Source organism: Paracoccus haematequi, assembly GCF_900631945.1.
GTDB lineage: Bacteria > Pseudomonadota > Alphaproteobacteria > Rhodobacterales > Rhodobacteraceae > Paracoccus > Paracoccus haematequi_A.
Window position 1 is genome coordinate 34,188 of the sequence record NZ_UZWE01000022.1, and the last position, 25,862, is coordinate 60,049.

Here is a 25,862-nt window from a genome sequence, read left to right on the forward strand (position 1 = left end):
GGGCTGAGGATGCCGTTTCGGCTCAGTAGGCTGCGGACCCCGTGCCTTCGGGCAGGGCGCCATAGGGCAGCCAGATCGTCTTGGTCTGGGTGGCGTGGCGCAGGAAGATTTCGCCCTGCGCATGCGGGTCGCACCAGTCGCGGTGGGCGGGCGACCAGACGGGTTTCAGGTTGCCGCCTGCCGCCTTTTCCACCGCCGCCAGATCGCCCCCGACCATCCACATCGCCGCGACCTCGTCATGCGCGGCCAGGGTTTTCGCCAGGTCGTCCCGCGGGCCGGTCACGATATTGACCACGCCGCCCGGCAGGTCCGAAGTGTCGAAGATCTGATACAGATCCAGCACCGGCAACGGATCGTCCTGCGCGGCAATCGCGACCACGCGGTTGCCCATGGCGATGGCAGGCATGACCAGCGACATGAACGCGGCCAAGGGCTGGGCATTCGGGCAGGCGATGCCCAACACGCCGAAGGCTTCGTTGACCACGTTCAGAAGATGGCCGGGCTTAGCCTGGACATTGGCGCCGTCGAACTTGTCGGCCCAGGCGGCATAGTGGAAGGCGCGGGCGATGGCCGCATCGACCTCGGCCCGGCTGGTGCGGCGGGCGAATTCCTCGGCACGGGCGGAAAGATTTTCCGCGATGTAATACAACACTTGCGCGCGGGCATGGCCGCCCATCGCGGTCCATTTTCCGGCCTTGGCTGCCGCCTCGACCGCGTTGCGGATGTCCTTGCGGCTGCCCAGCGGCGCCAGCCCGCCCGGCACCGCATACATCGCCCCGCCATCCGGCCGCTTCTGTGCGCCGCCGATATACAGCTTGGCCGTGCGGTCCAGGCCCTTCGGCCCCGGCCGACCCGTTGTCGCGGCGACTGGCGCGGTTGGGGCGGGTTCCGGCGCGGCATCGACCTGCGGTTCGGCCAGATAGTCCAGCATCCCCGCGCGCCCGCCTTCGCGGCCGAAGCCGCTTTCGCGATAGCCGCCGAAGGGGGCGGTGGCGTCGAACAGGTTGGCGCAGTTGATCCAGACGACACCCGCCTTGATCCGGGCGGCCAGATCGGTCGCCACCGCCGCGCTTTCCGACCAGACCGAGGCGGCAAGCCCATAGCGCGTGTTGTTCGCCAGTTCCGCCGCCTCGTCCGCCGTGCGGAAGGTGGACAGCGTGGCGATCGGCCCGAAGATTTCCTGGTCGAAACCCGGATTGGCGGGGGCGATGTTGCGCAGATAGCCCGGCGCGACGAAGCAGCCGTCCTGCGCCGCGCCCCCGACCAGTTCCGCCCCCGCTGCGACCGAAGCCCGGCAGATCGACAGGATCCGGTCTTTCTGGATGGGATCGACGATGGCCCCCACATCGGTGGACTTGTCCAGGGGCGGGCCGACGCGCAGCCGCGCCATGCGGGCGGACAGGAGGGTTTCAAAGCGGTCCGCCACCGCCTCGGCCACCAGGATGCGCGACCCGGCGCAGCAGACCTGACCCTGGTTGAACCAGATCGAATCCACCACGCCCTCGACCGCCGCGTCCAGATCGGCGTCGGGCATGACCACGAAGGGCGACTTGCCGCCCAGTTCCAGGGTCAACCGCTTGCCCGTGCCGGCCAATTGCCCCGCAATGGCGCGCCCGACCTCGGTCGAGCCGGTTAAGGCGATCTTGTCCACCTGGGCGGCCGCAAGGGCCGCGCCGGTCTCTCCGTCGCCGGTGACGATGTTCACGACGCCTGCGGGCAGGCCGATCTCCTGGCAGATTTTGGCAAAGGCCAAGGCTGTCAGGGGAGTATATTCGGCGGGTTTCAGGACGACCGTGTTGCCCGCCGCAAGCGCGGGGGCGATCTTCCAGGCCAGCATCAGCAGCGGAAAGTTCCAGGGGATGATCTGGCCGCAGACGCCCAGCGGCGCGTGGCCTGGAAAAGCTGCGTCGCGCAGTTCCGCCCAACCTGCATGGTGATAGAAATGCCGCGCCACCAGCGGCACGTCGATGTCGCGCGATTCCCGGATCGGCTTGCCGTTGTCCAGTGTCTCAAGCACCGACAGGAAGCGTTCGCGTTTCTGCACATGCCGGGCCAGGGCATAGAGATACCGCGCCCGCCCGGTCCCGGTCAGCGCCGCCCATCCTGGCTGCGCGTCCCGCGCCGCCGCGACCGCCGCCGCCACGTCGTCGCCCGTGCCCTGCGTCACCCGCGCCAGAACCTGACCCGTCGCGGGATCGCGCGTGTCGAACAGCGCGCCGGGTTCGGTGAAGGCCCCGCCGATGAAATGCCCGAAGGCCCCCTGCCGCGCCAGCCAGTCGCGCACTGCCGCGCTGTCCTCGACCGAGGGGCCGTATTCCAGTGTTTCCATCAAGTCGCTCACGCTGGTCATGCGTCCCTCAGGCAATGGCTTGACGATGGGCGGCGGCATAGCGGCCCGTCACATGGTGGCTGATCTGCCGTTCTATATCGCCCAGCAGGCTGCTGGCGCCGATGCGGAACAGATCGGGGCGCAGCCAGTCGCGGCCCAGTTCCTCGGCCATCAGCACCTGCCAGTTCAGCGCGTCCTTCGCCGTGCGCAGGCCCCCGGCGGGCTTGAAGCCCACGACATGGCCGGTCTGGTCACGATAGTCACGGATCGCCCGGCACATCACCAGGCTGACCGGCAGGGTGGCGTTCACCCCTTCCTTCCCGGTCGAGGTCTTGATCCAGTCAGCCCCGGCCTGCATCGCCACATGGCTGGCACGGGCGACGTTTTCCAGCGATTTCAAATCGCCCGTCGCCAGGATCGCCTTCATCCTGGCATCGCCGCAGGCTTCGCGCATGGCCCGGATTTCGTCATACAGCGCCGCCCAGTCGCCGCGCAGGACATGGGCGCGGGTGATGACGATGTCGATCTCGTCCGCGCCCTGATCGACGGCATAGAGAATCTCGGCCAGCCGCAGGTTCAGGGGCATCAGCCCGGCCGGAAAGCCGGTCGCGACGCTGGCGACGGGGATACCGGAATTGCCAAGCGCGCGTTTCGCGGGCGCGACCATGGTGGGATAGACGCAGACCGCGCCGGTGGTCAGGTGGGATACCCCCATCGCGTCCAGCAGATCGGGCGCCACCGGCTGCATCGCCTTGGCGCAAAGCCGCGCCACGCGGTCGGGCGTGTCGTCGCCCGCAAGGGTGGTCAGGTCGATGCAGCGCACCGCGTTCAGAAGCCAGGCGGCCTGATGGTCCTTCTTCAGGCTGCGCCGCGCCGGCAGGGACGCGGCGCGGCGTTCGACGGCGGGGGCGTTGATGCGGATCCCCGCAAAACCGTCAACCCGCAGGTCGGTGCCCGGATTGCGGGTCATGGCCGTCTTCTCCACCCCGACAGCCCGCGTTCCTGGAACTGCGCCCACATCCGCCAGATCAGCGCCAGCAGCATCAGCAGCACCACGCAGATGATCGAGGCCGCCCAGTTGCGCGGGCGTTCGTCGGGTCCGGCCAGAGTGTCGATGCTGACCGCGTTGGGATAGGTGGACAGCCAGGCCATCCGCCAGCCATAGGCGGTGACGCTGACCCATTGCGGATTGTCGCGGCCCGATTGCAGGTTGGTCGCCTCGGCCTGGAGGTTGGCGCTGTCGTATTTGAAATAGGGCGGCCAGATCCAGCCGGTATCCTCGTTGCGATAGACGAAGACCTTTCCGTTCGGGCGCACCGTCTCGATGAAGCGCACGTCGCGCTGTCCGGCGGCGTTTTCCACCGTGCCGGTATTGTCGGACGCATAGAAGATCGCGTTCGAGGCTGTCACCGAAGTCAGGCGGTTATAGGTGTTGGTGATGCGCACCGTGTTCTTGGACGGCAGCGCATAGTCCAGGAACAGGAACACCGCGATGCCGAACAGCACGCCGACCGCGACCTTGAAATAGTGCATGGAAAAGCGGTCCTTATTGCCAGTTGACCCAGTAGATGATGCCCATGACCGCCAGATTGGGCAGAACGAAGACCAGAAGCAACAGCCGCGATTTCAGCGTCTTGTCGAAATGGGTCATGGACCTGCGGACGAACGCGCGCCGGGCTGCGCCGTTCCCCGCCATGGCGGGGTGGCGTTCGTCCCAGATCTGTTCCAGCCTTTCGCGGCGCAGCGAGCGGAGATAGACCCGCAGCAGCAGATAGAACACCGTCTCGGCGATCAGCAGGAACAGGATCAGGCGGAAGAAGGCGGCCAAGGGCAGGTCCGGGTTGAGGTTTCTGCCCGACGCTAGCACCCTGGGCCGTGGCCCACCAGCGCAAGGACAGACCATGAGCACCGAACAGGACATCCTGCGGCAATCCATCGCCGCGACCTTCGCCGTGGCGGCGATCGGCGTGGGCTTCGGTGTGCTGACCGGGTCGTCCTCGATCATCTTCGACGGGATCTATTCGCTGACAGATGCCAGCATGACGCTGCTGGCGCTGCTGGTTTCGCGGCTGATCACGCAGCAGATGTCGGAACGCCGCCAGGCGCGGCTGGTCCAGCACTTCACCATGGGCTTCTGGCATCTGGAACCGATGGTGCTGGGCCTCAGCGGGGTGATGCTGACCGGGGCGGCGGTCTATGCGCTGTTCAACGCGGTGCAAAGCCTGCTGTCGGGCGGCCGAGAGCTGCAATTCGGTCAGGCCATCGTCTATGCCGTGCTGGTGGTCGTGGTGGCGGCGGGCATGGCGCTGCGCAACCACCGGGCCAACCGGCGCATCCGTTCGGGCTTCGTCGAACTGGACGCCAGGGGTTGGGCCATGTCGGCGGCGCTGACCGGGGCTCTGCTGGCGGCTTTCGTCTTCGGCTGGCTGATCCAGGGAACGCGATGGGACTGGATGTCGCCCTATGTCGATCCGGCGGCGCTGGCCCTGGTCTGTCTGGTGGTGATCCCCTTGCCGATCCCGACGATCCGCCGGGCGCTGGCCGATATCCTGCTGGTGACGCCCGCCGACCTGAAGCAGCATGTCGATGCGGTCGCCCGGCAGGCCGTCGACCGGCACGGCTTCCTGGACTATCGCGCCTATGTCGCGCGGGTCGGGCGGGGCCGGCAGATCGAACTGTTCTTCATCGTACCCCCGGGAGAGCCGCCGCGCCGGCTGGAGCAGTGGGATGCGATCCGCGACCGGATCGGAGAGGAGATCGGCGGCGAAAGTCCCGACCGCTGGCTGACGATCGCCTTCACCACCGACCTCGGCTGGGCCGAATAGGCGTCAGAAGGGCACGTCGTCCGCACCTACGGGCTGGACATAGGCCGCCTTGATGTTCTTGAAGCCCGCCGCGAACTGCACGGTCAGCGTATCCTCGGCAATGCCCATGATCGTGCCTTCGCCGAACTTGGCATGGCTGACCCGGTCGCCCACGGCGAAGCGCGCCGCAGGTTCCGCGTCGATCACGACCGGGGTGCGGTGGACCGGCGCCTTGCGTTCGCTGGCCCGCTGCTGCATCCGCTTCCAGCCGGGCGAGTTGTAGACATCCGCCTTGGCCGCGCGTTCGTGCAGCGCGTTGACCGGCCCGCCCCCGGCGAAAGCCATCGCCGCGCCATAGCCGCCGCCGTAAAGGCCGGGCGGGGTCAGAACCTCGACATGCTCGGGCGGCAATTCGTCCACGAAGCGCGACGGCAGCGACGATTGCCATTGCCCGTAAAGCCGCCGGTTGCCCGCGAAGCTGATCGTCGCCAGCCGTTCGGCCCGCGTGATGCCGACATAGGCCAGGCGGCGTTCCTCCTCCAACCCCTTGGTCCCGTTTTCGTCCATGGCCCGCTGGCTGGGGAACAGCCCGTCCTCCCATCCCGGCAGGAAGACGATGGGGAATTCCAGCCCCTTGGCGGCATGCAGCGTCATGATGCTGACCTGCTCGGCCGCCTCGCCCTCATCCCGGTCCATGACCAGAGCGACATGTTCAAGGAAGCCTTGCAGGTTCTCGAATTCCTCAAGCGCTTTGACCAGTTCCTTGAGGTTGTCCAGCCGCCCCGGCGCGTCGGGCGACTTGTCGTTCTGCCACATCGCGGTATAGCCGGATTCGTCCAGGATCCGTTCGGCCAGTTCGACGTGGTTGACGCGGTCGTCCAGGGCGTCGGCGTGCCAGCGGCCCATGCTTTCGGTGAACTGGCGCATGTTGGCGGCGGCCTTGCCGGACAGATCGCCCGCCGTCAGTGCCGCGACCGTCCCTTCCAGCAGCGACAGCCCGCGCGCCCGCGCCATCGCCTGGATCGCCTGCAAGCCCTTCTCGCCCAGGCCGCGCTTCGGCGTATTGGCGATGCGTTCGAAAGCCAAGTCGTCGGCCGGGCTGACCGCCAGCCGGAAATAGGCCATGGCGTCGCGGATTTCCGCGCGTTCATAGAAGCGCGGCCCGCCGATCACGCGATAGGGCAGGCCGATCGACATGAAGCGATCCTCGAAGGCGCGCATCTGGTGCGAGGCGCGAACAAGGATGGCGATGTCGTTCAGGCTGGTGCGGCCGACGCTGGCGCGGTGGCCGCCATGGAAGGCCTCGATCTCCTCGCCGATCCAGCGGGCCTCGGCCTCGCTGTCCCAATGGCCGATCAGGCGGACGGGTTCGCCCGGTTCCGCATCGGTCCACAGCGTCTTGCCCAGACGGCCCTGGTTCGTCGCGATCAGCCCCGACGCAGCCGCAAGGATCTGCGGGGTGGAACGATAGTTCTGTTCCAGCCGGATCACCTGCGCGCCGGGAAAGTCCTTTTCGAAGCGCAGGATGTTCCCGACCTCGGCGCCGCGCCAGCCATAGATCGACTGGTCGTCGTCGCCCACGCAGCAGATGTTGCGATGCCCCTGCGCCAGCAGCCGCAGCCACATGTACTGGGCCACGTTGGTATCCTGGTATTCGTCCACCAGGATATAGCGGAAGCGGTCCTGCCAGCCGCGCAACACGTCCGGGTGGGCCTGGAACAGGGTCACGCAATGCATCAGCAGGTCGCCGAAATCGACCGCGTTCAGCGTCAGCAGCCGGTCCTGATAGGCGGCATACAGCTTGCCGCCCCAGCCGTCGAAGGCCGCACTCTCGCCGCGCGGCAGATTGGCGGGCGTCAGGCAGCGGTTCTTCCAGCCGTCGATCAGGCCCGCCAACTGCCGGGCTGGCCAGCGTTTCTCGTCCAGGTTCTCGGCCTGGATCAGCTGCTTCATCAGCCGGATCTGATCGTCGGTGTCCAGGATCGTGAAGCTGGGTTTCAGGTGCAGGTCGCCATTGCCGATCAGTTCGGCATGGCGGCGCAGGATCTTGACGCTGATCGAATGGAAGGTGCCCAGCCAGGGCATCCCCTCGACCGTTTCGCCCAGCAGGCGGGCGATGCGGTCCTTCATTTCGCGCGCGGCCTTGTTGGTGAAGGTCACGGCCAGGATCTGTCCGGGCCGGGCCTTGCCCTGCATCAGCAGATGCGCGATCCGCGTGGTCAGCGCCCGCGTCTTGCCGGTGCCCGCGCCCGCCAGCAGCAGGACCGGCCCCTCCAATGCCTCGACCGCCGCGCGCTGCGCGGGGTTCAGCCCCTCCAGATAGGGCAGGGGCCGCGCGGCCATCGCGCGCTGCGACAGCGGCACGCCGCCCATGTCGTCGGAATCGTCCAGAAGCTCCATCCCGTCAACATAGGCGCAACGGCGGATCATGGAAAGTCCATGTTCCGCCTTTGTTCGCGATTGTGGTGAATTACCGTCCCCGGATGCGCGGATCCATCGCGTCGCGCAACCCGTCGCCGATATAGTTCACGCACAGCACCGTCAGAGAGATGAACAGCCCCGGCAGGATCACCCGCCATGGATACATCACCATCTGATCCACCGCGTCATAGAGCAGCCGCCCCCAGGTCGGGAAATCCGGCGGGAAGCCCAGGCCCAGGAAGGACAGGGCGCTTTCGGTGATGATCGCCGTCGCGATGCCCAGGGTGGCCGCCACCATGATCGGGGACAGCACGTTCGGCAGGACATGGCGCAGGATCATCCGATGTGCGGGCGTGCCGATGGACCGGGCGGCCAGGATGAACTCGCGTTCCTTCAGGCCCAGCACGTCGCCGCGCACGATCCGCGCGGCCTGCATCCAGCTTGTCGCGCCGATGGCGGACACGATCAGGATGAAGGTGCCCATGGCGGGACCGAAGTTCTGCGACAGCGGTTCGCGGAACAGCGTCACCATCAACAGCAGCAGCGGCAGCAGCGGCAGGGCCAGGAACAGCTCTGTCAGCCGCATCAAGGGCGCGTCCAGCCGCCGGAAATAGCCAGAGACGACGCCGATCAGGCTGCCCAGCGTGATGGCGATGATCATCGCGGTCAGGCCCACGGCGATGGACACGCGCCCCCCCGCCATCAGCCGGGCCAGCATGTCGCGGCCCAACTGGTCGGTGCCCAGGGGATGCGCGGCGGAAAAGCCCGAATTGCGGGCGCGGATGTCCACATAGGTCGGGTCGATGGTCCAGAGATAGGGTCCGACGACCACGAACAGGATCGTCGCCACGAACAGCACCAGGGCCACCATAGCGCCGCGATGACTGCGGAACTGCCGCCAGATGTCGCGCCACTGGCTGCGCGTTTCGCCTGCGTGGTGGGGCTCGTCCGGGGGCAGCCCTGGAACCGCCCCGGCCTGGGCCGCCGTGGCGTCCACCGTCTCGGCGGTATCAAGGGCGTGCTGGCGGTCGGGGTCAGTCATAGCGGATCCTCGGGTCCAGGACGCCGTAGAGGATGTCGGCAATCAGGGTGAACAGCACGATCAGGATCGCGAAGATGAAGGTCAGCGTCAGCACCATGGGAATGTCGTTGCCGTGGATCGCGGTGATCAGCAACTGGCCCAACCCGTTCACCTTGAACACCTGTTCGGTGATGATGGCGCCGCCGAAGACGGCGGGCAGGCCAAGCGCGATCACGGTGATGACCGGGATCAGGCTGTTGCGCAGCACATGCTTCAGCACCACGGTCCTTTCCGACAGGCCCTTGGCGCGGGCCGTGCGGACGTAATCCTGGCCCAGGTTGTCCAGCATGGAGGCGCGCATGAAGCGGCTGATCTGCGCGGCGTTATACAGCGCCAGCACCGTCACCGGCATCGCCATCTGCCGGACCTGCGCCCAGAAGCTGTCCCAGTCGCGGACCTGCAAGGTCGTGTCATAGACCGAGGGGAACCATTGCAGCTTCACCCCGAAGATGATGATCAGCACCACGCCGGTGAAGAAGGTGGGCATGGAAAAGCCGATCATCGACACGAAGGTGCCCAGCTGGTCGAACCAGGAATACTGCTTGTAGGCCGACAGGATGCCGATCGGCAGAGCGATCAGGATGCCCACCAGATAGCTGAACCCCACCACCGTCAGCGTCTGCGGCACGCGCTGCGCGATGATGTCGAAGACCGGGCTGCGCGACTGGAAGCTGATGATCCGCTGCATCCCGGCGCTGAACTGCGTGCCGAAGACGCTGTCGAACCAATGCAGCGGCTCGACCCAGAAGAACTGCTTCAGCCACAGGACATAGCGGATATACCAGGCCTGGCCCAGGCCAAGCGCCTCGCGCATCCGTTCCTTGACCTCGGGCGGGACGGTCAGGGGCACGTCGCCCAGGGGATCGCCGGGGGACGCTTCCAGCAGCAGGAAGATCACCAGCGAGATGAACAGCAGCGTCGGGATGGCCAGCAGCAGGCGGCGGATGGTGAATGTCAGCATCGGTTGCCTCGGGTGGGGGTCATTCGGCGCGGCTCCAGTCGGCGATGTTCCACAGGCTGCCCTCCCACCCGTTCGGGGTCACGCCCGCCAGCGAATTGGCATGGGCCGAGATCATGCCGCGATGGATCAGCGGCAGGACGACATGGCCGTCGGCGGTCAGCATGTCGGTCATGTCCTTGGCGATCCTCTGCCGGTCGCGGGGCAGTCCGGTCTGGTTCAGCTGCGCCATCATGGCGTCGAAGGCGGGGTCGCAGAAGCGGACCGAGTTGTTGCCCTGCCACTGGTTCCCCTGATCCGGGACGCGGTTGCAGACGAATTCGTCCAGGAAGGACGCGGGATCGGGCAGATAGAAGGCGTCGGTGAACATCTGCGCATCCGCCAGAAAGCGCGCCCGCGAATCCGGGTTGCCGGCGTCGCCGCCGAAGAACACCGTGCCGTCGATGGTCTTGAGGTCGGTTTCCACGCCGATTTCGGACCACCATTGCTTGACCAGGGACTGCACGTCCTGGCGCACCGGATTGACCGTGGTCTGAAACACCAGGTGCAGCCGCACGCCGTCCTTTTCGCGGATGCCGTCGGCGCCGGGCAGCCAGCCCGCCTGGTCCAGCAGCGCCCGCGCGCCGGCGATATCCTGGGTCAGGCATTCGTCGCGGCCGGAATTGAAGGTCTCGGGCACGGGGACGATGGTGCAGGTGGGCTTGCCCGCCGGGCCATAGGCCAGTTCCGCCAGGATCGGGCGGTCGATGGCCATGGACAGCGCCCGCCGCACCGCCGGATCGGTCAGGAACGGATGGGGATGGGCCAGGGTGGACCGTTCGGCGCCAAGCGCGGGGGACGGGTCGGTCTGGTTCAGCTCGATCCGCTCGACCATGCTGCCGAAGGATCCGACCAGCTTGCCCTTGCCCGCGGCCTCCATCGGCGCCACCACGTCGGGGGCCAGTTGCAGGTTCCAGGCGAAATCGAACTCTCCGGTTTCCAGGACCGCGCGCGCCGCCGCCATCGCATCGCCGCCGCCCTTGATCGTCACGCGCGCGAAGGCGGGCTTGGCGGGGTCGCGGTAATGGGGGTTGGCCTCGTATGTGGCGACGTTGCCGGGTTCGAAGCTGGTGACGCGGAACGGGCCGGTGCCGATGGGGCCGAAGTTCTGGTCGGTGCAGCTTGCCCCCGCAGAGCCGAGGCAGGATTCGAACTGGGCCTTTTGCAGGATCGGCGTGCGCCCGCCCACGAAGGCTTGCAGCGGCGGGTATTTCGGCGCGGCATAGCGGATGCGCACGGTCAGGTCGTCGACGGCCTCGACCGTTTCGATCCCGTCGAATTCCGCCAGCACGGCGCAGCCGAAATCGGGGGCCATGCAATACTGCGCGGTGAAGGCCACGTCCGCCGCCGTGACGGGCGTGCCGTCGGACCAGGTCAGGCCGGGCTTCAGCCGCCAGGTGACCGAGGCGAAATCCTCGGCGATGCCGCCGTTCTCGATCGTGGGAATCTCGGCCGCCAGGACCGGGATCAGCGATCCGTCATCGGCCACCAGGGCCAGCGGTTCCAGGATCATGGACGCCGGGTCCACGTCCTTGGCGCCGGTCGAGAGATAGGGATTCAGCACGGAGGCCGCCTGCCAGTACAGCACGCGCAAGTCTCCGTCGCTGCCGCGTTCCGCTAGGGCGGGGGTGGCCATCATCAGCGCCAGGGCCGGAACCAGAGCTTTCTTCACGTTCAACCTTTGTCTTGTCGGAAGCCGGCCCCGCGACGGATCGCGGGGCCGAAGGGGATCATTGCTGGATGCGGGTCCAGTCGGCCACGTTCCACAGTTCCGAATCCCAGGCGTTCAGGTCGACGCCGCCCAGGGTGTTGGAATGGGCCGACGCCGTGCCGCGATAGACCAGCGGGATGATCGCGTTGCTGTCCTTGGTCAGCATCTCGTTCAGCTTCTGGCCGATCTTGCCGCGTTCCGCCGGATCGACGGTCTTGGACAGTTCCACCATCAGCGCGTCATAGGCTTCGTCGCAGAAGCGGCTGATATTTTCGCCCTGCCACTGGTTGTCGGGACCGGGCGCCTTGTCGCAGGTCCATTTCGCCAGATAGGGCGCGGGGTTGCCGCCTTCGAAGTTGTCGGCATACATCTCGACATCGGCATAGAACTTCTGCAACGTGTCGGGAGAGCCGGGGTCGGAGCCGAAGAACACCGAGGCATCGACAGTCTTCAGCTCGGTCTCGATGCCGATTTCCGACCACCACTGCTTGATCAGCGCCTGGAAGTCCTGGCGCACCGCGTTGACCGAGGTCTGGAAGACCATCCGCAGTTGCACCCCGTCCTTTTCGCGCACGCCGCTGCCGCCCACGGTCCAGCCCGCCTGGTCCAGCAGCGCCTTGGCCCCTTCGATATCCTGGGTCAGGCATTCCTCGTTGGGCGATGCCCAGGCCTCGGGCGCGGGGACATAGTTGCAGGTGGGCTTGCCTGCGGCGCCATAGCCGATTTCCGACAGAAGCTGGCGGTCGATGGCCATGGACAGCGCCTTGCGCACGGCCGGATCGGACAGGAACGGGTGGGGGTGGGCCGTGGTCGAACGCTCGCCTTCCGGCAGGGACGGGGACGGGTCGGTCAGGTTCACGTGGATCCGTTCGACCAGGCTGCCGAAGGCCGCGCTGACCTTGCCCTTGCCCATCTGCTCCATTCCCGCGATCACGTCGGGGGCAAGCTGGGTGTTCCAGGCGTAATCGTATTCGCCGGTTTCCAGGACGGCCCGCGCAGCCGCCGCCGCGTCGCCGCCGCCCTTGATGGTCGCGGTCGCGAAGGCGGGCTTGGCCGGGTCGCGGTATTCGGGATTGGCCTCGAAGGTGATCACGTCGTTGGTCAGGAACCGGGTGACGCGGAACGGGCCGGTGCCGATGGGACTGAAGTTCTGGTCGGTGCAGGTCGGCGCATTGGCGCCCAGGCAGTTTTCGAACTGCGCCTTTTGCAGAATGGGCGATTGCGCCCCGGTGAAGGCCGAGAAGGGGTCGGGCATCGGTTCGCTGAAGTTGATGCGGACCGTCAGGTCATCGACCGCTTCGACGCTTTCGACGCCCTCGAACTTGGCAAGCTGCGAACAGCCGCCCTCGGGGTGCATGCAGTATTCGGCGGAAAAGACCACGTCGGCAGCGGTCAGCGGCGAGCCGTCGGACCACTTGACCCCTTCTTTCAGCTTCCAGGTCACCGACTTCAGATCCTCGGCGATGCCGCCGTTTTCGATGGACGGAATCTCGGTCGCCAGCCGCGGGACCAGGGTGCCGTCGGGGGCGGCGCTGGCCAGCGGCTCCAGCACCATGCTCGAGGCGATCACCTCCTTGGTGCCGCCGGTCAGATAGATGTTCATCGTGGACGGCGCCTGCCACATGATGATGTTGAGCGCGCCGTCGCTGCCCCGTTCGGCCATGGCGGCCGGGGCCAGCACCAGGGTCGCGGCTGCGCCCATCAGCAGTGTTTTCAGCTTCATCAATCTCTCCTGTCGGAAGTTTCGGCCCGCAGCGCGGTCCAGGACGCCGTGCAGCCCATCTTTCGCCTATGACGCTGATTTTTATGTATCATCCGGGCCATGTCCTGATCCCGCGCAGGTGCGGAATAGGATCAGTTTCATTCGAAGCCCCCTTGGAAAGCAAGCCCTATCGCGTGGCGTCACGGCGGTTCTTTCGACTTTGACTTTCTGTCGCGGACGATTAGCCTTGGCCGATGACCATTCCGGGGGCGCACTGATGCTGGATGAAAAGCCGCTTGTTTCCATTGAGAAACTTCGGGTCGAGTTCGAGACCGGCGATGGCGTCGTGGTGGGCGTCAAGGATGTCAGCTTTTCCATCAATCCCGGCGAATGCGTCTGTGTGGTGGGCGAATCCGGGTCGGGCAAGTCGGTCAGTTCGCTGTCGCTGATGCGGCTGGTCGAATTCGGCGGCGGCACCATCGCGGGCGGGCGGCTGATGTTCGATCCCGGCGACGGGCGGGTCATCGACCTGGCGCAGCAATCGACGCCCGCGATGCGCGACATCCGCGGCAACCAGATCGGCATGATCTTCCAGGAACCGATGACGGCGCTGAACCCGGTCTTCACCGTGGGCGACCAGTTGACCGAGGGGCTGATCGTCCATCGCGGCATGACCAAGGCCCAGGCCCGCGCCCGCGCGCTGGAGATCCTGCGCCAGGTCCGCATTCCCGAACCCGAACGCCGCCTGGACCAGTATCCGCACGAACTGTCCGGCGGGATGCGCCAGCGCGTCGTGATCGCCATCGCCATGGCCTGCGAACCGCGCCTGCTGATCTGCGACGAACCCACGACCGCGCTGGACGTGACCATCCAGGCCGAGATCCTGGCGCTGATCGATCGTCTGAAGCGCGAAAAGCGGATCGCCGTGCTGTTCATCACCCATGACATGGCGGTCGTGGCGCAGATGGCCGACCGCGTGGTCGTCATGTATCGCGGCAACAAGGTCGAGGAAGGCCCGGTCGAGCAGATCTTCGAGGCCCCGCAGCAGGACTATACCAAGATGCTGCTGGCCGCCGTCCCTCGCCTGGGCGAGATGACCGGCAAGCCCGCGCCCGAGAGGATGCGGCTGATGCGCGACGGCACCGTCGCCGCGCCGGAACCGATCATCGTGGCGGATCCGAAGCCCTTGCTGACGGTGGAAAACCTGACCACCCGCTTTGCCGTCAAGGGCGGGCTGCTGCGCCGCACCGTGGCCCGCGTCCACGCGGTCGAGGATGTCAGTTTCACCATCAATGCGGGCGAAACCCTGTCTTTGGTCGGCGAATCCGGCTGCGGCAAATCCACCTGCGGCCGCTCGATCCTGCGGCTGGTGGAACCGGAGTCCGGCCGCGTCGATCTGGGCGGCACCGACATCCTGGCGCTGTCGCCCGGCGATCTGCGCCGGGCGCGCAGGGACATGCAGATGATCTTCCAGGATCCCTTCGCCAGCCTGGATCCGCATATGAAGCTGTATGACCAGGTGGCCGAACCGATGGAGAATTTCGGCATCGGCAGCCGGTCGGAACGCCGCGACCGCATCGCGGCGCTGTTCGATCGGGTGGAACTGCCCCGCAGCTTCATGCGCCGTTACCCGCACGAGATGTCGGGCGGTCAACGCCAACGCATCGCCATCGCCCGCGCCCTGGCGCTGAACCCCAAGCTGATCATCGCCGACGAGGCCGTGTCGGCGCTTGACGTGTCGGTCCAGGCGCAGGTTCTGAACCTGCTGATGGAATTGCAGCAGGACTTGGGCATTTCCATGCTGTTCATCAGCCATGACATGGCCGTGGTCGAACGCGTCAGCCATCATGTCGGGGTGATGTATCTGGGCCGCATCGTCGAAATCGGCACCCGCCAGCAGGTGTTCGAGAACCCGCAGCACAACTATACCCGGCAGTTGATGGCCGCCGTGCCGGTCGCGGACCCTCGGCAAAAGAAGATCAGCGAGGATCTGAACTTCAAGCCGATCCCCTCGCCCATCCATCCGGTCGATTACCAGGCGGTGCCCTCGGTCTATCGCGAGGTCGCGCCGGGCCACAAGGTGCTGGTCGAACCCGCGACGCATCACTAGACGGGCGATCCTTGCGTCCGAGGCTTGCACAGTCTGCATAAAGGGTCCACCCTGTCGCCGCTGAAGGAGACCGATCATGCCCGTCAAGAACCGCTTTGCCGAACTGCTGCCCGAGATCACCGCCTGGCGCCGCGATTTCCACGAACATCCCGAACTGCTTTACGATGTCCACCGCACGGCGGGCCGGGTGGCGGAACTGTTGCGCGAATTCGGCTGCGACGAGGTGGTGGAAGGCATCGGCAGGACCGGAGTGGTCGGCGTCATCAAGGGCAAGACCGACAGCAAGGGCCGCGTCATCGGGTTGCGCGCCGACATGGACGCGCTGCCGATCATCGAACAGACCGGGTTGGACTATGCGTCCAAGACGCCGGGCAAGATGCACGCCTGCGGCCATGACGGCCATACCGCGATGCTGCTGGGCGCCGCGAAATACCTGGCCGAGACGCGCAATTTCGACGGCACCGCCGTGGTGATCTTCCAGCCCGCCGAGGAAGGCGGGGCAGGGGGCGAGGCGATGGTCCGGGACGGGCTTGTCAGCCGCTGGAACATCCAGGAATTCTACGGGATGCACAACATGCCGGGCATTCCCGTCGGCACCTTCGCCATCAAGCCCGGCGCGATGATGGCCGCGACCGACCAGTTCGACATCACCATCACCGGCAAGGGCGGCCATGCCGCCAAGCCGCATGAATGCATCGACACCACCCTGACCGCAGCGCAGATCATCGTCGCGATGCAGTCGGTCGTGTCGCGCAACGTCGACCCGCTGAAGAACGCCGTGGTATCGGTCTGCGTGGTGTCCACCGATTCGACCGCGCATAACGTGATCCCGCAGGTGGTGACGCTGAAGGGCACCGCCCGCAGCCTGAATCCCGCCGTCCGCGAACAGCTGGAAGAAGGCATCCGCCGAATCTCGACCAACATCGCCGCCGCCATGGGCGCCGTGGCCGAGGTCGATTACCAGCGCGGCTATCCCGTCACCATGAACGACGACCAGGCGACCGAATGGGCCGCCGAGGTCGCGCGAGAGATCGCGGGCGACGTGAACCTGTCCATGCAGCCGATGATGGGCGGCGAGGATTTCAGCTATATGCTGAACGAACGTCCCGGCGCCTATATCTTCGTCGGCAACGGCGACACGGCGATGGTCCACCACCCGGCCTACAACTTCAACGACGACGCGATCCCGGCCGGCTCCAGCTGGTATGCCGGCATGGTCGAATCGCGGATGCCTGCCGCCTGATCCCGCCTTGCCGCCGGGGAATGTCGCGGCTACCCCCGGCGGTGTCGGAAATGCGATTGTCATCGCGCCGCATTCGTCCGAAATGCCGTCAGACCCGGACAGCCAAGGAAGCGGACCCCCTCTCATGAAAAGCTATACGCTGCGCGTCACCTGTGCCTCGACCCGCGGGATCGTGGCCGCCATCTCCGGCTATCTGGCCGGACACGACTGCAACATCACCGACAGCGCGCAGTTCGACGACGCCGAGACCGGCCGCTTCTTCATGCGCGTCAGCTTCCGGTCCGAGGGCGAGGCGACGCTGGAGCAGTTGCAGCAAGGCATCGCCCCCATAGCCGAGCGTTTCGGGATGGAGGCCGTCTTCAGCGACGACGCGGTGAAGGCCAAGGTCATCATCATGGTGTCGCGCTTCGGTCATTGCCTGAACGACCTGCTGTATCGCTGGCGGATCGGCGCGCTGCCGATCGACATCGTGGCGGTGATTTCCAACCACATGGATTACCAGAAGGTCGTGGTGAACCATGACCTGCCTTACTACTGCATCAAGGTCACCAAGGAGAACAAGGCCCAGGCCGAGGCCGAACAGATGCGCATCGTGCGCGACACCGGGGCCGAGCTGATCGTGCTGGCGCGCTATATGCAGGTGCTGTCGGACCAGATGTGCCAGGCCATGTCCGGGCGGATCATCAACATCCACCATTCGTTCCTGCCCAGCTTCAAGGGCGCCAACCCCTACAAGCAGGCCTATGAGCGCGGCGTGAAGCTGATCGGCGCGACCAGCCATTACGTGACCGCCGACCTGGACGAAGGTCCGATCATCGAGCAGGACACGGTGCGCGTGACCCATGCGCAGTCGCCGGGCGACTATGTGTCCTTGGGCCGCGATGTCGAGGCGCAGGTGCTGGCCCGCGCGATCCACGCGCATATCCACCACCGGGTGTTCCTGAACGGCGAAAAGACCGTGGTCTTCCCGCCCTCGCCCGGCAGCTATGCCAGCGAGCGGATGGGGTAAAGAAAAAGGGGGGGGCTTTGCGCCCCCCGACGCGCTGCGCGCGTCTCCCCCCGCAGGATATTTTCGCCAAGGCAAAGCGGCGAAACGATTTCTTAACCTTGAGCCGTTATGACGGGGTTACGGGACAGGCGGGGACGCCGATGACCGTCCAAGGCAAAGCGCCCCGTTTCCTTTCGGAAGCGGGGCGGCATTGTTTTGCCTTGGTTGAAATATCCCGGGGGGAGTCCCCTTGGGGACGGGGGGCAGCGCCCCCCTTTTCTTATTGCGGGAGTTCCGCCGTGATGCCTTCGACATAGAAGTTCATGCCGGACAGGTCTTCATCCGTGGCCGTCTGCCCCTCGGCAAGCCAGACGCTGCCGTCGGCCTTGTTCAGCGGACCCGTGAAGGGATGGTATTCGCCCGCCGCGATCTTGTCGCGCAGCGCCTCGGCCTCGGCCTTGACCTCGGCGGGGACGGCCTCGGTGATCTCGCCGATGGCGACGATGCCGTCGCCGATGCCGCCCCAGATCGCCTCGGGCTTCCAGGTGCCGTCCAGGATCCGGCCCACGCTTTTCACGTAATGCGCCCCCCAGTTGTTGTAGACCGAGGAGACGCGCGGCGTCGGCGCGAACGACGCCATGTCGCTGGCCTGGCCGAAGCCGATCTTGCCCGCCTTCTGCAACTGCGCCAGCGGCGCGGTCGAGTTGGTGTGTTGCAGGATCACGTCCACGCCCTCGGCCATCAGGGCGTTCGCGGCATCGGCTTCTTTCGCGGGATCGAACCAGCTATAGGCCCAGACCACGCGCATCTCGACATCCGGGTTCACCTTCCTGGCGTGGATATAGGCCGAGTTGATGCCTTGGATCACCTCGGGGATCGGGAAGGTGGCGATATAGCCGATCTTGTTCGACTTGGTCATCCGGCCCGCGATGGTGCCGGTGACGGCGCGGCCTTCGTAGAAGCGGCCGTCATAGGTGCCCACGTTGTCGGCGCGCTTGTAGCCGGTGTTGTGTTCGAACTTCACGTCGGGAAACTTGGCCGCGACGTTGATGACCGCGTCCATGTACCCGAAGCTGGTCGCATAGATCACGTCGTTGCCCGCCAGGGCCAGTTGCGTCAGCGCGCGTTCGGCATCGACGCCCTCGGGGACGTTTTCCAGATAGGTGGTCTCCACCCGGTCGCCGAATTCCTGTTCCACGGCCAGGCGGCCCTGGTCGTGCTGATAGGTCCAGCCGCCGTCGCTGACCGGGCCGACATAGATGAAGCCGACCTTGAGCGGTTCGTCCTGCGCCCAGCTTGGCAGGGCGAGGCTGATGGTCGTCATGGCGGCGACGCTGGCGATAAGGTTTCTGCGGTTCATGCTTGCCTCTCTGTTGGTCCCCGCGCGCCTAGCGCAGGGCATGAAAATCCTGTCCCAGCGATCCCGGCGCGGTGCTGCCCGCGCGGCGGCTGAATTTCTGCCGGGCCGAGATCGCGACCAGTACGACGATGGTCGCCAGATAGGGCGCCATCGACAAAAGCTGCACGGGCACCCGCACGCCCGCCGCCTGAAGGCGCAGTTGCAGCACCGTCACGCCGCCGAACAGCCAGGCCCCCGCCAGCACCCCCGGCGCGGTCCAGTTGGAAAACACCACGATGGCCAGCGCGATCCAGCCCGCGCCCGCCGTCATGCCTTCAGTCCATTGCAGCACCGTCGCGACCGAGATGAAGGCCCCGCCGATCCCCGCCATGGCGCCGCCGAAGGCGATGGCGGCGATGCGCACGCGGCGCACGTCATAGCCCAGGGCGTGGGCGGCGTCGTGATTCTCGCCCACGCCGCGCAGGATCAGGCCCGCGCGCGAGCGGTTGAGGAACCACCAGATCAGCGGCACCATCAGCAGGCCCAGCCAGACGATCCAGTGCAGGCCCAGCGGGCCGGGCGCCATGGTCGGGGCCTTGACCCCCTCCATCGGCTTGCCGAACAGCGCGGCAAGCCCCAGGCCGAACAGCGTCAGCGCCAAGCCCGATGCGACCTGGTTCGACAGCAGGAACTGGGTCAGCACCGCGAAGGGCAGGGCGATCAGCGCGCCCGCCAGGGCGGCGGCGGCAAAGCCCAGGACCGGGTTGCCGCTGTGATAGGCGGCGGCGAACCCGGCCAAGGCGCCGGTGATCATCATCCCCTCGACCCCCAGGTTCAGCACGCCCGCGCGTTCCGCGACAAGCTCTCCCAAGGCGGCGAACAGGATCGGGGTCGATGCGGTCAGCAGCATCAGGAACAGCGCGACGGGGTCGATCATGCCGCGATCCTTCTGGTGATGCGATAGCGGGTCAGCAGGTCGAAACCCAGCAGGAAGAACAGCAGCATCCCCTGGAACACCTGCACGGTCGCGCCGGGCAGGTTCAGCGTCAGCTGGGCCAGTTCGCCGCCGATATAGGTCAGCGCCAGCAGCAGCCCCGCCAGCAGGATGCCCAGCGGGTGCAGCCGCCCTAGAAAGGCCACGATGATCGCGGTGAAGCCGTAACCCACGCCGATCTTGTCGGTGATCTGGCCCGCCGGTCCTGCAACCTCGAACAGGCCCGCCATCCCGGCCAGCGCCCCCGACAGGCCCAGGCAGAAGGCCACCAGCGTTTCCGGTTTCACCCCCGCGAAGCGGGCGGCGCGCGGCGCGGTCCCGGCGGCGCGGATGTGAAAGCCGCGGATATGGCGGCTCATCAGGAACCAGGTCGCCAGCACCGCCAGGACGGCGGCGACCACGCCCCAATGCGCGCCGGTCCCGACGATCAGTTCGGGGTTCGCGGCGGCGGGATATTGTTGCAGGTTGCGCGATCCGGGCATCCCGAAGCCCTCGGGGTTCTTCATCGGCCCGAAGGCCATCCAGGCGGCGATGCGCTGCGCGACATAGACCAGCATCAGCGACACCAGGATTTCGGACGCGCCGAACCAGTTGCGCAGCAGCGCCGGGATCATCCCCCAGGCCCAGCCGCCCGCCGCGCCCGCGATCACCATGGCGGGAAAGATCCACATTTCCGGCGCAGGATAAGCGGCAAGCGCGACCGCCGCGCCGCAGATCGCGCCGATGATGTATTGCCCCTCGGCGCCGATGTTCCAGATGCCCGCGCGGAAGCCCACGGCAAGTCCCGAGGCGATCAGGATCAGCGGCGCGGCCTTGACCAGCAATTGCGGGCGGGAATAGCTGGCGGCGGGGCCGAACAGCGGATCCCAGAAGATCGTCCTGATCGCCGTCACCGGGTCATAGCCCATGATGGCGAACAGAAGGCCGCCCGCCAGCATCGTCGCCAGCACCGCCAGGACGGGCGTGGAACCCTGCAACAGCGCGGGCGTGTCGGTGCGGGGAACCAGGCGGATCATAGATGCGCGACCTCCATCCCATGCGCGCCGCCCAGCATCAGGCCGATCTGGTCCAGCGTCAGCCCCTGGGTCGGCAGGGGAGCGGACAGGCGGCCTTCGTTCAGGGCGCAGAAGCGGTCGGACAGTTCCAGAAGCTCGTCCAGATCCTGAGAGATCACGATCACCCCCGCGCCTGCCCGGGCCAGATCCAGCAAGGACTGGCGCACGGCGGCGGCGGCGCCCGCATCGACGCCCCAGGTCGGCTGGTTCACGACCAGCACGCGGGGGGCCTGCATCACCTCGCGCCCGATGACGAACTTTTGCAGGTTGCCGCCCGACAGCGCCTTGGCGGCGGTTTCGGGACCGGGGGTGCGAACGTCGAAGGCGCGGATCACGTCCTGCGCAAAGGCGCGGGCGGCGGGGCGGTCGATCAGGCCCTTGCGGACCAGCCCCTTGCGCGCGCCTGCGGTCAGAAGGGTGTTGTCGGTCAGGCTGAAATCGGGAACGGCGGCATGGCCCAGCCGATCCTCGGGCGCGGCCAGCAGGCCAGCGGCGCGCCGCGCTTCGGGTCCAAGGCGGGACAGATCCGCGCCTTCCAGTAGGATCGTGCCCGGCGCGTTGCGTATCTCGCCCGACAGCGCGGCCAGCAATTCGTCCTGGCCGTTGCCCGCGACGCCGCCGATGCCCAGGATCTCGCCCGCGCGCAGGGTCAGGGCGACGGATTTCAGCGCCGTGGCGTCCGCCGTGGGGGCGGGCTGGGACAGGCCCTTGACCTGCAACAGAACCTCGCCCGCCTGCCGTCCGCTGCGGTCGATGGGGCGCATGTCGCCGCCCACCATCATCGCGGCCAGATCGCGGGCGGAATGGGCGCGCGGGTCGCAGCTGTCCACCACCCGGCCATGGCGCAGGATCGTGGCGCGGTCGCAATGGCTGCGGATCTCCTCAAGCTTGTGGCTGATATAGAGGATCGCGGTCCGCTGCGCCGCCAGTTTGCGCAGCGTCGCGAACAGCAGTTCCGCTTCCTGAGGGGTCAGGACGCTGGTCGGTTCGTCCATGATCAGCAGGCGCGGGTTCTGCAACAGGCAGCGGATGATTTCCACCCGCTGGCGTTCCCCCGCCGACAGGGTGACGACCCGGCGGTCGGGGTTCAACGGCAGGCCGAAATCCTGGCTGACCTGCGCGATCCGGGCCGACAGCGCGCGCCGGGGCGGCGGGTTTTCCATGCCCAAAGCGATGTTTTCCGCAACCGTCAGCGCGTCGAACAGCGAAAAATGCTGGAACACCATCGCCACGCCTGCGGCCCGCGCGGCACGGGGGTCGGCCGGCTGGTGCGGCCGGCCGTTCAGCAGCATCCGCCCGTCATCGGGGCGCACCAGCCCATAGATCATCTTGACCAGGGTCGATTTTCCGGCGCCGTTTTCGCCCAACAGGGCATGGATCTCTCCGGGCGCCACGGCGAAGGACACGTCGTCATTGGCGCGCACGCCGGGATAGGATTTGCCGATCCCCTCTGCCCGGAGCACTGCGCCTTCGGTCAAATTTTGTCCCCCTGGTCAAAGTCTTTTCCCATGCTTATCGCGCAAGTGACGCCCAGGGCAATTGCGCTGTTTCGGCAGGTTGCGATAGATGTCTGACCATGCCCGCGAAAAATCCCCGATTCATCCATCTTCGCACCCATTCCGAGCATTCGTTGCTGGAAGGTGCCATCCCCGTGGGCAAGCTGCCCGCCCTGGCGGCGGATGCCGGGATGCCTGCGGTCGCGCTGACCGACACCAATGCGATGTTCGCAGCCCTGGAATTCAGCGTGAAGGCGATGGACAAGGGCGTCCAGCCGATCGTCGGCTGCCAGATGACCCTGCTGGACGGCGCGACCGGGCCGGTGGTCCTGCTGGCCCAGAACGACGCGGGCTGGCTGAACCTCATGGCGCTGTCATCCTGTCTCTATCTGCGCGAGAGCGGCGCGCCGCTGCATGTCACCGTGGACGAGTTGTGCGCCAATGCCGAGGGGCTGATCTGCCTGACGGGCGGCGCGACCGGGCCGCTGGGCTGCCTGATCGCGCAAGGCGCGCGCGACAAGGCCGACGCGCTGGCCGACCGTCTGGCCGCCGCCTTCCCGACCCGGCTCTATGTCGAATTGCAGCGCCATCCCGGCGAGAACGGCCAGTTGATGCCCGCCGAGGCCGCGTCCGAATCCGGGCTGATCGACCTGGCCTATGCGAAATCCCTGCCGCTGGTGGCCACCAACGACGTGTATTTCCCCAAGGCGGACATGTTCGAGGCCCATGACGCGCTGATCTGCATCGCGGAAAAGGCCTATGTGGACCAGTCGCAGCCCCGTCGCCGCCTGACGCCGCAGCATTACTTCAAGTCGGCCGAAGAGATGGCCGTGCTGTTCGCCGACCTGCCCGAGGCTTTGGACAACACCGTCGAAATCGCCCGCCGCTGCGCCTTCGCGGTCAAGAAGCACAAGCCGATCCTGCCGCGCTTCGCCGATGACGAGGTGGACGAGCTGCGCCGCCAGGCGCGCGAGGGGCTGGAGGCGCGGCTGGCGGTCATCCCTCACGCCGTCCCGGTCCAGGAATACCAGGCCCGGCTGGAGTTCGAGCTGGGCATCATCGAGCAGATGGGCTTTCCCGGCTATTTCCTGATCGTCGCCGATTTCATCAAATGGGCCAAGGACCGCGACATTCCGGTGGGTCCGGGGCGGGGGTCGGGCGCGGGGTCGCTGGTCGCCTATGCGCTGACCATCACCGACCTGGATCCGTTGCGCTACAACCTGCTGTTCGAACGCTTCCTGAACCCGGAACGGGTGTCGATGCCGGATTTCGACATCGACTTCTGCATGGACCGGCGCGAGGAGGTGATCCGCTATGTCCAGGACAAATACGGCAAGGACAAGGTGGGCCAGATCATCACCTTCGGCGCGCTTCTGTCCAAGGCCGCCGTGCGCGACGTGGGCCGCGTTTTGCAGATGCCCTTCGGCCAGGTGGACCGGCTGTCCAAGATGATCCCGGTGGAAGGCGTGAAGCCCGTCAGCATCGCCAAGGCCCGCGCCGACGAACCCCGCCTGCGCGAAGCGGCCAAGGAAGAGGTCGTCAAGCGCCTGCTGGACTATGCCGAACAGCTTGAGGGGCTGTATCGCAACGCCTCGACCCATGCGGCGGGCGTGGTGATCGGCGACCGGCCGCTGGACCGGCTGGTGCCGCTGTATCGCGACCCGGCCTCCGACATGCCCGCGACGCAGTTCAACATGAAATGGGTCGAACAGGCCGGGCTGGTCAAGTTCGACTTCCTGGGTCTCAAGACGCTGACGGTGATCCAGAACGCCGTGGACCTGATCAACGGCGGCGGGCGGCCGTTGCATGTCGCGGCGGATGGGCGGCAGCTTTACGACCCCGCGCCGGGCACGGAAAACCAGATCAACCTGATCCCGTTGGACGACAAGGCGACCTATGATCTGTTCGCCAGCGCCAAGACGGTCGCGGTGTTCCAGGTCGAAAGCTCGGGCATGATGGACGCGCTGCGCCGGATGCGGCCGACCTGCATCGAGGATATCGTGGCGCTTGTGGCGCTGTATCGTCCCGGCCCGATGGAGAACATCCCGACCTATTGCGAGGTCAAGAACGGGCTGCGGAAGCTGGAATCCATCCATCCCAGCATCGACCATATCCTGGCCGAGACCCAAGGCATCATCGTCTATCAGGAACAGGTGATGCAGATCGCCCAGGTCATGGCGGGCTACAGCCTGGGCGGCGCCGACCTGCTGCGCCGCGCGATGGGCAAGAAGATCGCCGCCGAGATGGCCAAGGAACGCCCGAAATTCGTGGACGGCGCGGTGGCCAACGGCGTGGACGCCAAGAAAGCGGGCGAGGTCTTTGACCTGCTGGAAAAATTCGCCAATTACGGTTTCAACAAGTCCCACGCGGCGGCCTATGCCGTGGTCAGCTATCAGACGGCCTGGCTGAAAGCGAACCATCCGGTCGAATTCATGGCGGCGGTGATGAACTGCGACATCCACCTGACCGACAAGCTGGCGATCTATAAACGCGAATGCGACCGGATGGGGATCGCCATCGTGCCGCCCTGCGTGAACCGCTCCGCACCCACCTTCAGCGTCCGCGAGGGGCGGATCCATTACGCCCTGGGCGCGCTGAAGGGCGTGGGGGTCGAGGCGATGAAGCTGATCCAGGACGCGCGGGGCGAGACGCCCTTCCGCGACATGCACGACTTCGCCCGCCGCGTGGACATGAAGCGCGTGGGCAAGCGCCCGCTGGAAATGCTGGCCCGCGCCGGGGCCTTCGACGTGCTGGACGACAACCGCGCCCGCGTGCTCAAGGGGCTGGACGCGCTGTGCGCCTGGTCGGCGGCGGTGCAGGACCAGGCGGCCTCCAGCCAGACCTCGCTGTTCGGCGGGGGCGAGGATCTGCCGCCGCCCCGCGCGCCCATCGCGGGGGTCTGGCTGCCCACCGAAAAGCTGGCCGAGGAACACAAGGCTGTGGGCTTCTATCTGTCGGGCCATCCGCTGGACGATTACCTGCCCGCGCTGAAGCGCAAGGACGCGAAGACGCTGGCAGAGATCTGTGCCAAGGCCGCAGACGGCCCTTGTGTCACCTATATCGCCGGCACCGTCGCCGCCCGGATGGAACGCAAGTCGGCGAAGGGCACGGCTTACGCCTTTGTCAACCTGTCCGATCCAACGGGCATTTATGAAGTGACGGTGTTTTCGGATCTTTTGACCGCCTCTCGTGCTTTGCTGGAACCGGGTCAGAACGTCGTTCTGCAGGTCAAGGTCGAACCTTCCGGCGATGAAGTGAAGATGCTGGCAAATTCGGTTGTCACGCTGCCCGATTTCGTTGCCGACGCGGGTGCGGGCTGCCTGGCCGTGGACATGCAGGGCGCGGACACCATCCCGCGCATCGCCGAGACGCTGGACCGCATCCGAACCGAGATCACGGTTCCCGCGCGCAGCCGCGGCCCGGTGCTGCTGCGCATCCGCGAAGGCGACGAGGTGATCGAGATCGAGATCGCGAACGACGCCCCCCTGACGACCCCGGCCCGTCAGGCTTTGCGCGCCGTGCCGGGCGTCCTGGATGTGGTCGAGGAATAGGCTTTGCCCCTAGGCAGATGTTCGCGTTTCGTGCTAGTCCT

The 25,862-nt window shown here is 66.5% G+C and carries 18 protein-coding genes; 5 read left to right on the top strand and 13 right to left on the bottom strand.

What is annotated here, in order from left to right; all coding sequences use genetic code 11:
- Positions 1-22: 22 nt before the first annotated feature.
- Genes PARHAE_RS04105 through PARHAE_RS04120 form a run of 4 tightly spaced genes read right to left on the bottom strand, consistent with a single transcriptional unit; the run spans position 23 to position 4,157 of the window.
- A complete protein-coding gene (locus PARHAE_RS04105) occupies positions 23-2,350 on the bottom strand; it encodes an aldehyde dehydrogenase family protein (protein ID WP_126153333.1) in 2,328 nt (775 codons plus the stop codon).
- A 7-nt stretch (positions 2,351-2,357) separates the two neighbouring features.
- Positions 2,358-3,299: a deoxyribose-phosphate aldolase gene (deoC, locus tag PARHAE_RS04110; protein ID WP_126153334.1), complete on the bottom strand. Its 942-nt coding sequence runs from the start codon at positions 3,297-3,299 to the stop codon at positions 2,358-2,360.
- Complete coding sequence (locus PARHAE_RS04115) at positions 3,296-3,862, bottom strand: DUF1523 family protein (RefSeq protein WP_126153335.1); 567 nt, start codon at positions 3,860-3,862, stop codon at positions 3,296-3,298. The genes deoC and PARHAE_RS04115 overlap by 4 nt, the downstream gene beginning before the upstream one ends.
- Positions 3,863-3,875: 13 nt before the next feature.
- A complete protein-coding gene (locus PARHAE_RS04120) occupies positions 3,876-4,157 on the bottom strand; it encodes a hypothetical protein (RefSeq protein WP_126153336.1) in 282 nt (93 codons plus the stop codon).
- Positions 4,158-4,230: 73 nt separating this feature from the next.
- Here PARHAE_RS04120 and PARHAE_RS04125 point away from each other — a divergent pair, with 73 nt between their 5' ends.
- Complete coding sequence (locus PARHAE_RS04125) at positions 4,231-5,154, top strand: cation diffusion facilitator family transporter (RefSeq protein ID WP_126153337.1); 924 nt, start codon at positions 4,231-4,233, stop codon at positions 5,152-5,154.
- Positions 5,155-5,157: 3 nt separating this feature from the next.
- Here the strand turns inward: PARHAE_RS04125 and PARHAE_RS04130 are convergent, their stop codons facing one another.
- The 5 genes from PARHAE_RS04130 to PARHAE_RS04150 form a co-directional block, all read right to left on the bottom strand.
- The gene (locus tag PARHAE_RS04130) at positions 5,158-7,533 is read right to left on the bottom strand and encodes an ATP-dependent helicase (protein WP_126153411.1); all 2,376 of its coding nucleotides are present in this window, start codon (positions 7,531-7,533) and stop codon (positions 5,158-5,160) included.
- A gap of 70 nt (positions 7,534-7,603) precedes the next feature.
- Positions 7,604-8,596 carry an ABC transporter permease gene (locus PARHAE_RS04135; RefSeq protein ID WP_126153338.1) on the bottom strand — a complete coding sequence of 331 codons (993 nt, stop codon included), beginning with the start codon at positions 8,594-8,596 and terminating at the stop codon, positions 7,604-7,606.
- Positions 8,589-9,596, bottom strand: coding sequence for an ABC transporter permease (locus PARHAE_RS04140; protein ID WP_126153339.1), 1,008 nt, complete (start codon positions 9,594-9,596; stop codon positions 8,589-8,591). The genes PARHAE_RS04135 and PARHAE_RS04140 overlap by 8 nt, the downstream gene beginning before the upstream one ends.
- Before the next feature lie 19 nt (positions 9,597-9,615).
- Entirely contained in the window at positions 9,616-11,310 is a 1,695-nt protein-coding gene (locus tag PARHAE_RS04145; RefSeq protein WP_420899383.1) for a peptide ABC transporter substrate-binding protein, read from the bottom strand.
- 52 nt (positions 11,311-11,362) lie between these two features.
- Positions 11,363-13,066 (bottom strand): peptide ABC transporter substrate-binding protein, encoded by a 1,704-nt coding sequence (locus PARHAE_RS04150; RefSeq protein ID WP_126153340.1) that lies wholly within the window; start codon positions 13,064-13,066, stop codon positions 11,363-11,365.
- A 256-nt stretch (positions 13,067-13,322) separates the two neighbouring features.
- On the opposite strand from PARHAE_RS04150, the gene PARHAE_RS04155 reads away from it, so the two are divergent.
- From PARHAE_RS04155 to purU, 3 genes are all read left to right on the top strand, one after another.
- On the top strand, positions 13,323-15,155 hold the full coding sequence (locus PARHAE_RS04155) for an ABC transporter ATP-binding protein (protein WP_126153341.1): 1,833 nt from the start codon (positions 13,323-13,325) through the stop codon (positions 15,153-15,155).
- Positions 15,156-15,231: 76 nt separating this feature from the next.
- Positions 15,232-16,398 carry a M20 aminoacylase family protein gene (locus tag PARHAE_RS04160; RefSeq protein ID WP_126153342.1) on the top strand — a complete coding sequence of 389 codons (1,167 nt, stop codon included), beginning with the start codon at positions 15,232-15,234 and terminating at the stop codon, positions 16,396-16,398.
- A gap of 124 nt (positions 16,399-16,522) precedes the next feature.
- Positions 16,523-17,407, top strand: coding sequence for a formyltetrahydrofolate deformylase (purU, locus tag PARHAE_RS04165; protein WP_126153343.1), 885 nt, complete (start codon positions 16,523-16,525; stop codon positions 17,405-17,407).
- Between the two features lie 259 nt (positions 17,408-17,666).
- Here purU and PARHAE_RS04170 read toward each other — a convergent pair whose 3' ends face one another.
- Genes PARHAE_RS04170 through PARHAE_RS04185 form a run of 4 tightly spaced genes read right to left on the bottom strand, consistent with a single transcriptional unit; the run spans position 17,667 to position 22,252 of the window.
- Positions 17,667-18,746, bottom strand: coding sequence for a BMP family ABC transporter substrate-binding protein (locus PARHAE_RS04170; protein WP_126153344.1), 1,080 nt, complete (start codon positions 18,744-18,746; stop codon positions 17,667-17,669).
- Positions 18,747-18,774: 28 nt separating this feature from the next.
- Positions 18,775-19,662, bottom strand: a complete 888-nt coding sequence (locus PARHAE_RS04175) for an ABC transporter permease (protein WP_126153345.1) — start codon at positions 19,660-19,662, stop codon at positions 18,775-18,777.
- On the bottom strand, positions 19,659-20,735 hold the full coding sequence (locus tag PARHAE_RS04180) for an ABC transporter permease (protein ID WP_126153346.1): 1,077 nt from the start codon (positions 20,733-20,735) through the stop codon (positions 19,659-19,661). Before PARHAE_RS04180 ends, PARHAE_RS04175 begins: the two co-directional genes overlap by 4 nt.
- Entirely contained in the window at positions 20,732-22,252 is a 1,521-nt protein-coding gene (locus PARHAE_RS04185; protein ID WP_126153347.1) for an ABC transporter ATP-binding protein, read from the bottom strand. Before PARHAE_RS04185 ends, PARHAE_RS04180 begins: the two co-directional genes overlap by 4 nt.
- Before the next feature lie 98 nt (positions 22,253-22,350).
- Here PARHAE_RS04185 and dnaE point away from each other — a divergent pair, with 98 nt between their 5' ends.
- The gene (dnaE, locus tag PARHAE_RS04190) at positions 22,351-25,821 is read left to right on the top strand and encodes a DNA polymerase III subunit alpha (protein ID WP_126153348.1); all 3,471 of its coding nucleotides are present in this window, start codon (positions 22,351-22,353) and stop codon (positions 25,819-25,821) included.
- The last annotated feature ends 41 nt before the right edge of the window (positions 25,822-25,862 follow it).

What these genes read in the sequence shown, in the direction of transcription:
- purU (WP_126153343.1), top strand. Translation starts at nt 16,523, where the DNA reads ATGAAAAGCTATACGCTGCGCGTCACCTGTGCCTCGACCCGCGGGATC.
- PARHAE_RS04150 (WP_126153340.1), bottom strand. Translation starts at nt 13,066, where the DNA reads ATGAAGCTGAAAACACTGCTGATGGGCGCAGCCGCGACCCTGGTGCTG.
- PARHAE_RS04105 (WP_126153333.1), bottom strand. Translation starts at nt 2,350, where the DNA reads ATGACCAGCGTGAGCGACTTGATGGAAACACTGGAATACGGCCCCTCG.
- PARHAE_RS04155 (WP_126153341.1), top strand. Translation starts at nt 13,323, where the DNA reads ATGCTGGATGAAAAGCCGCTTGTTTCCATTGAGAAACTTCGGGTCGAG.
- PARHAE_RS04130 (WP_126153411.1), bottom strand. Translation starts at nt 7,533, where the DNA reads ATGGAGCTTCTGGACGATTCCGACGACATGGGCGGCGTGCCGCTGTCG.
- PARHAE_RS04115 (WP_126153335.1), bottom strand. Translation starts at nt 3,862, where the DNA reads ATGCACTATTTCAAGGTCGCGGTCGGCGTGCTGTTCGGCATCGCGGTG.
- deoC (WP_126153334.1), bottom strand. Translation starts at nt 3,299, where the DNA reads ATGACCCGCAATCCGGGCACCGACCTGCGGGTTGACGGTTTTGCGGGG.
- dnaE (WP_126153348.1), top strand. Translation starts at nt 22,351, where the DNA reads ATGCCCGCGAAAAATCCCCGATTCATCCATCTTCGCACCCATTCCGAG.
- PARHAE_RS04135 (WP_126153338.1), bottom strand. Translation starts at nt 8,596, where the DNA reads ATGACTGACCCCGACCGCCAGCACGCCCTTGATACCGCCGAGACGGTG.
- PARHAE_RS04170 (WP_126153344.1), bottom strand. Translation starts at nt 18,746, where the DNA reads ATGAACCGCAGAAACCTTATCGCCAGCGTCGCCGCCATGACGACCATC.
- PARHAE_RS04125 (WP_126153337.1), top strand. Translation starts at nt 4,231, where the DNA reads ATGAGCACCGAACAGGACATCCTGCGGCAATCCATCGCCGCGACCTTC.
- PARHAE_RS04180 (WP_126153346.1), bottom strand. Translation starts at nt 20,735, where the DNA reads ATGATCCGCCTGGTTCCCCGCACCGACACGCCCGCGCTGTTGCAGGGT.
- PARHAE_RS04140 (WP_126153339.1), bottom strand. Translation starts at nt 9,596, where the DNA reads ATGCTGACATTCACCATCCGCCGCCTGCTGCTGGCCATCCCGACGCTG.
- PARHAE_RS04160 (WP_126153342.1), top strand. Translation starts at nt 15,232, where the DNA reads ATGCCCGTCAAGAACCGCTTTGCCGAACTGCTGCCCGAGATCACCGCC.
- PARHAE_RS04175 (WP_126153345.1), bottom strand. Translation starts at nt 19,662, where the DNA reads ATGATCGACCCCGTCGCGCTGTTCCTGATGCTGCTGACCGCATCGACC.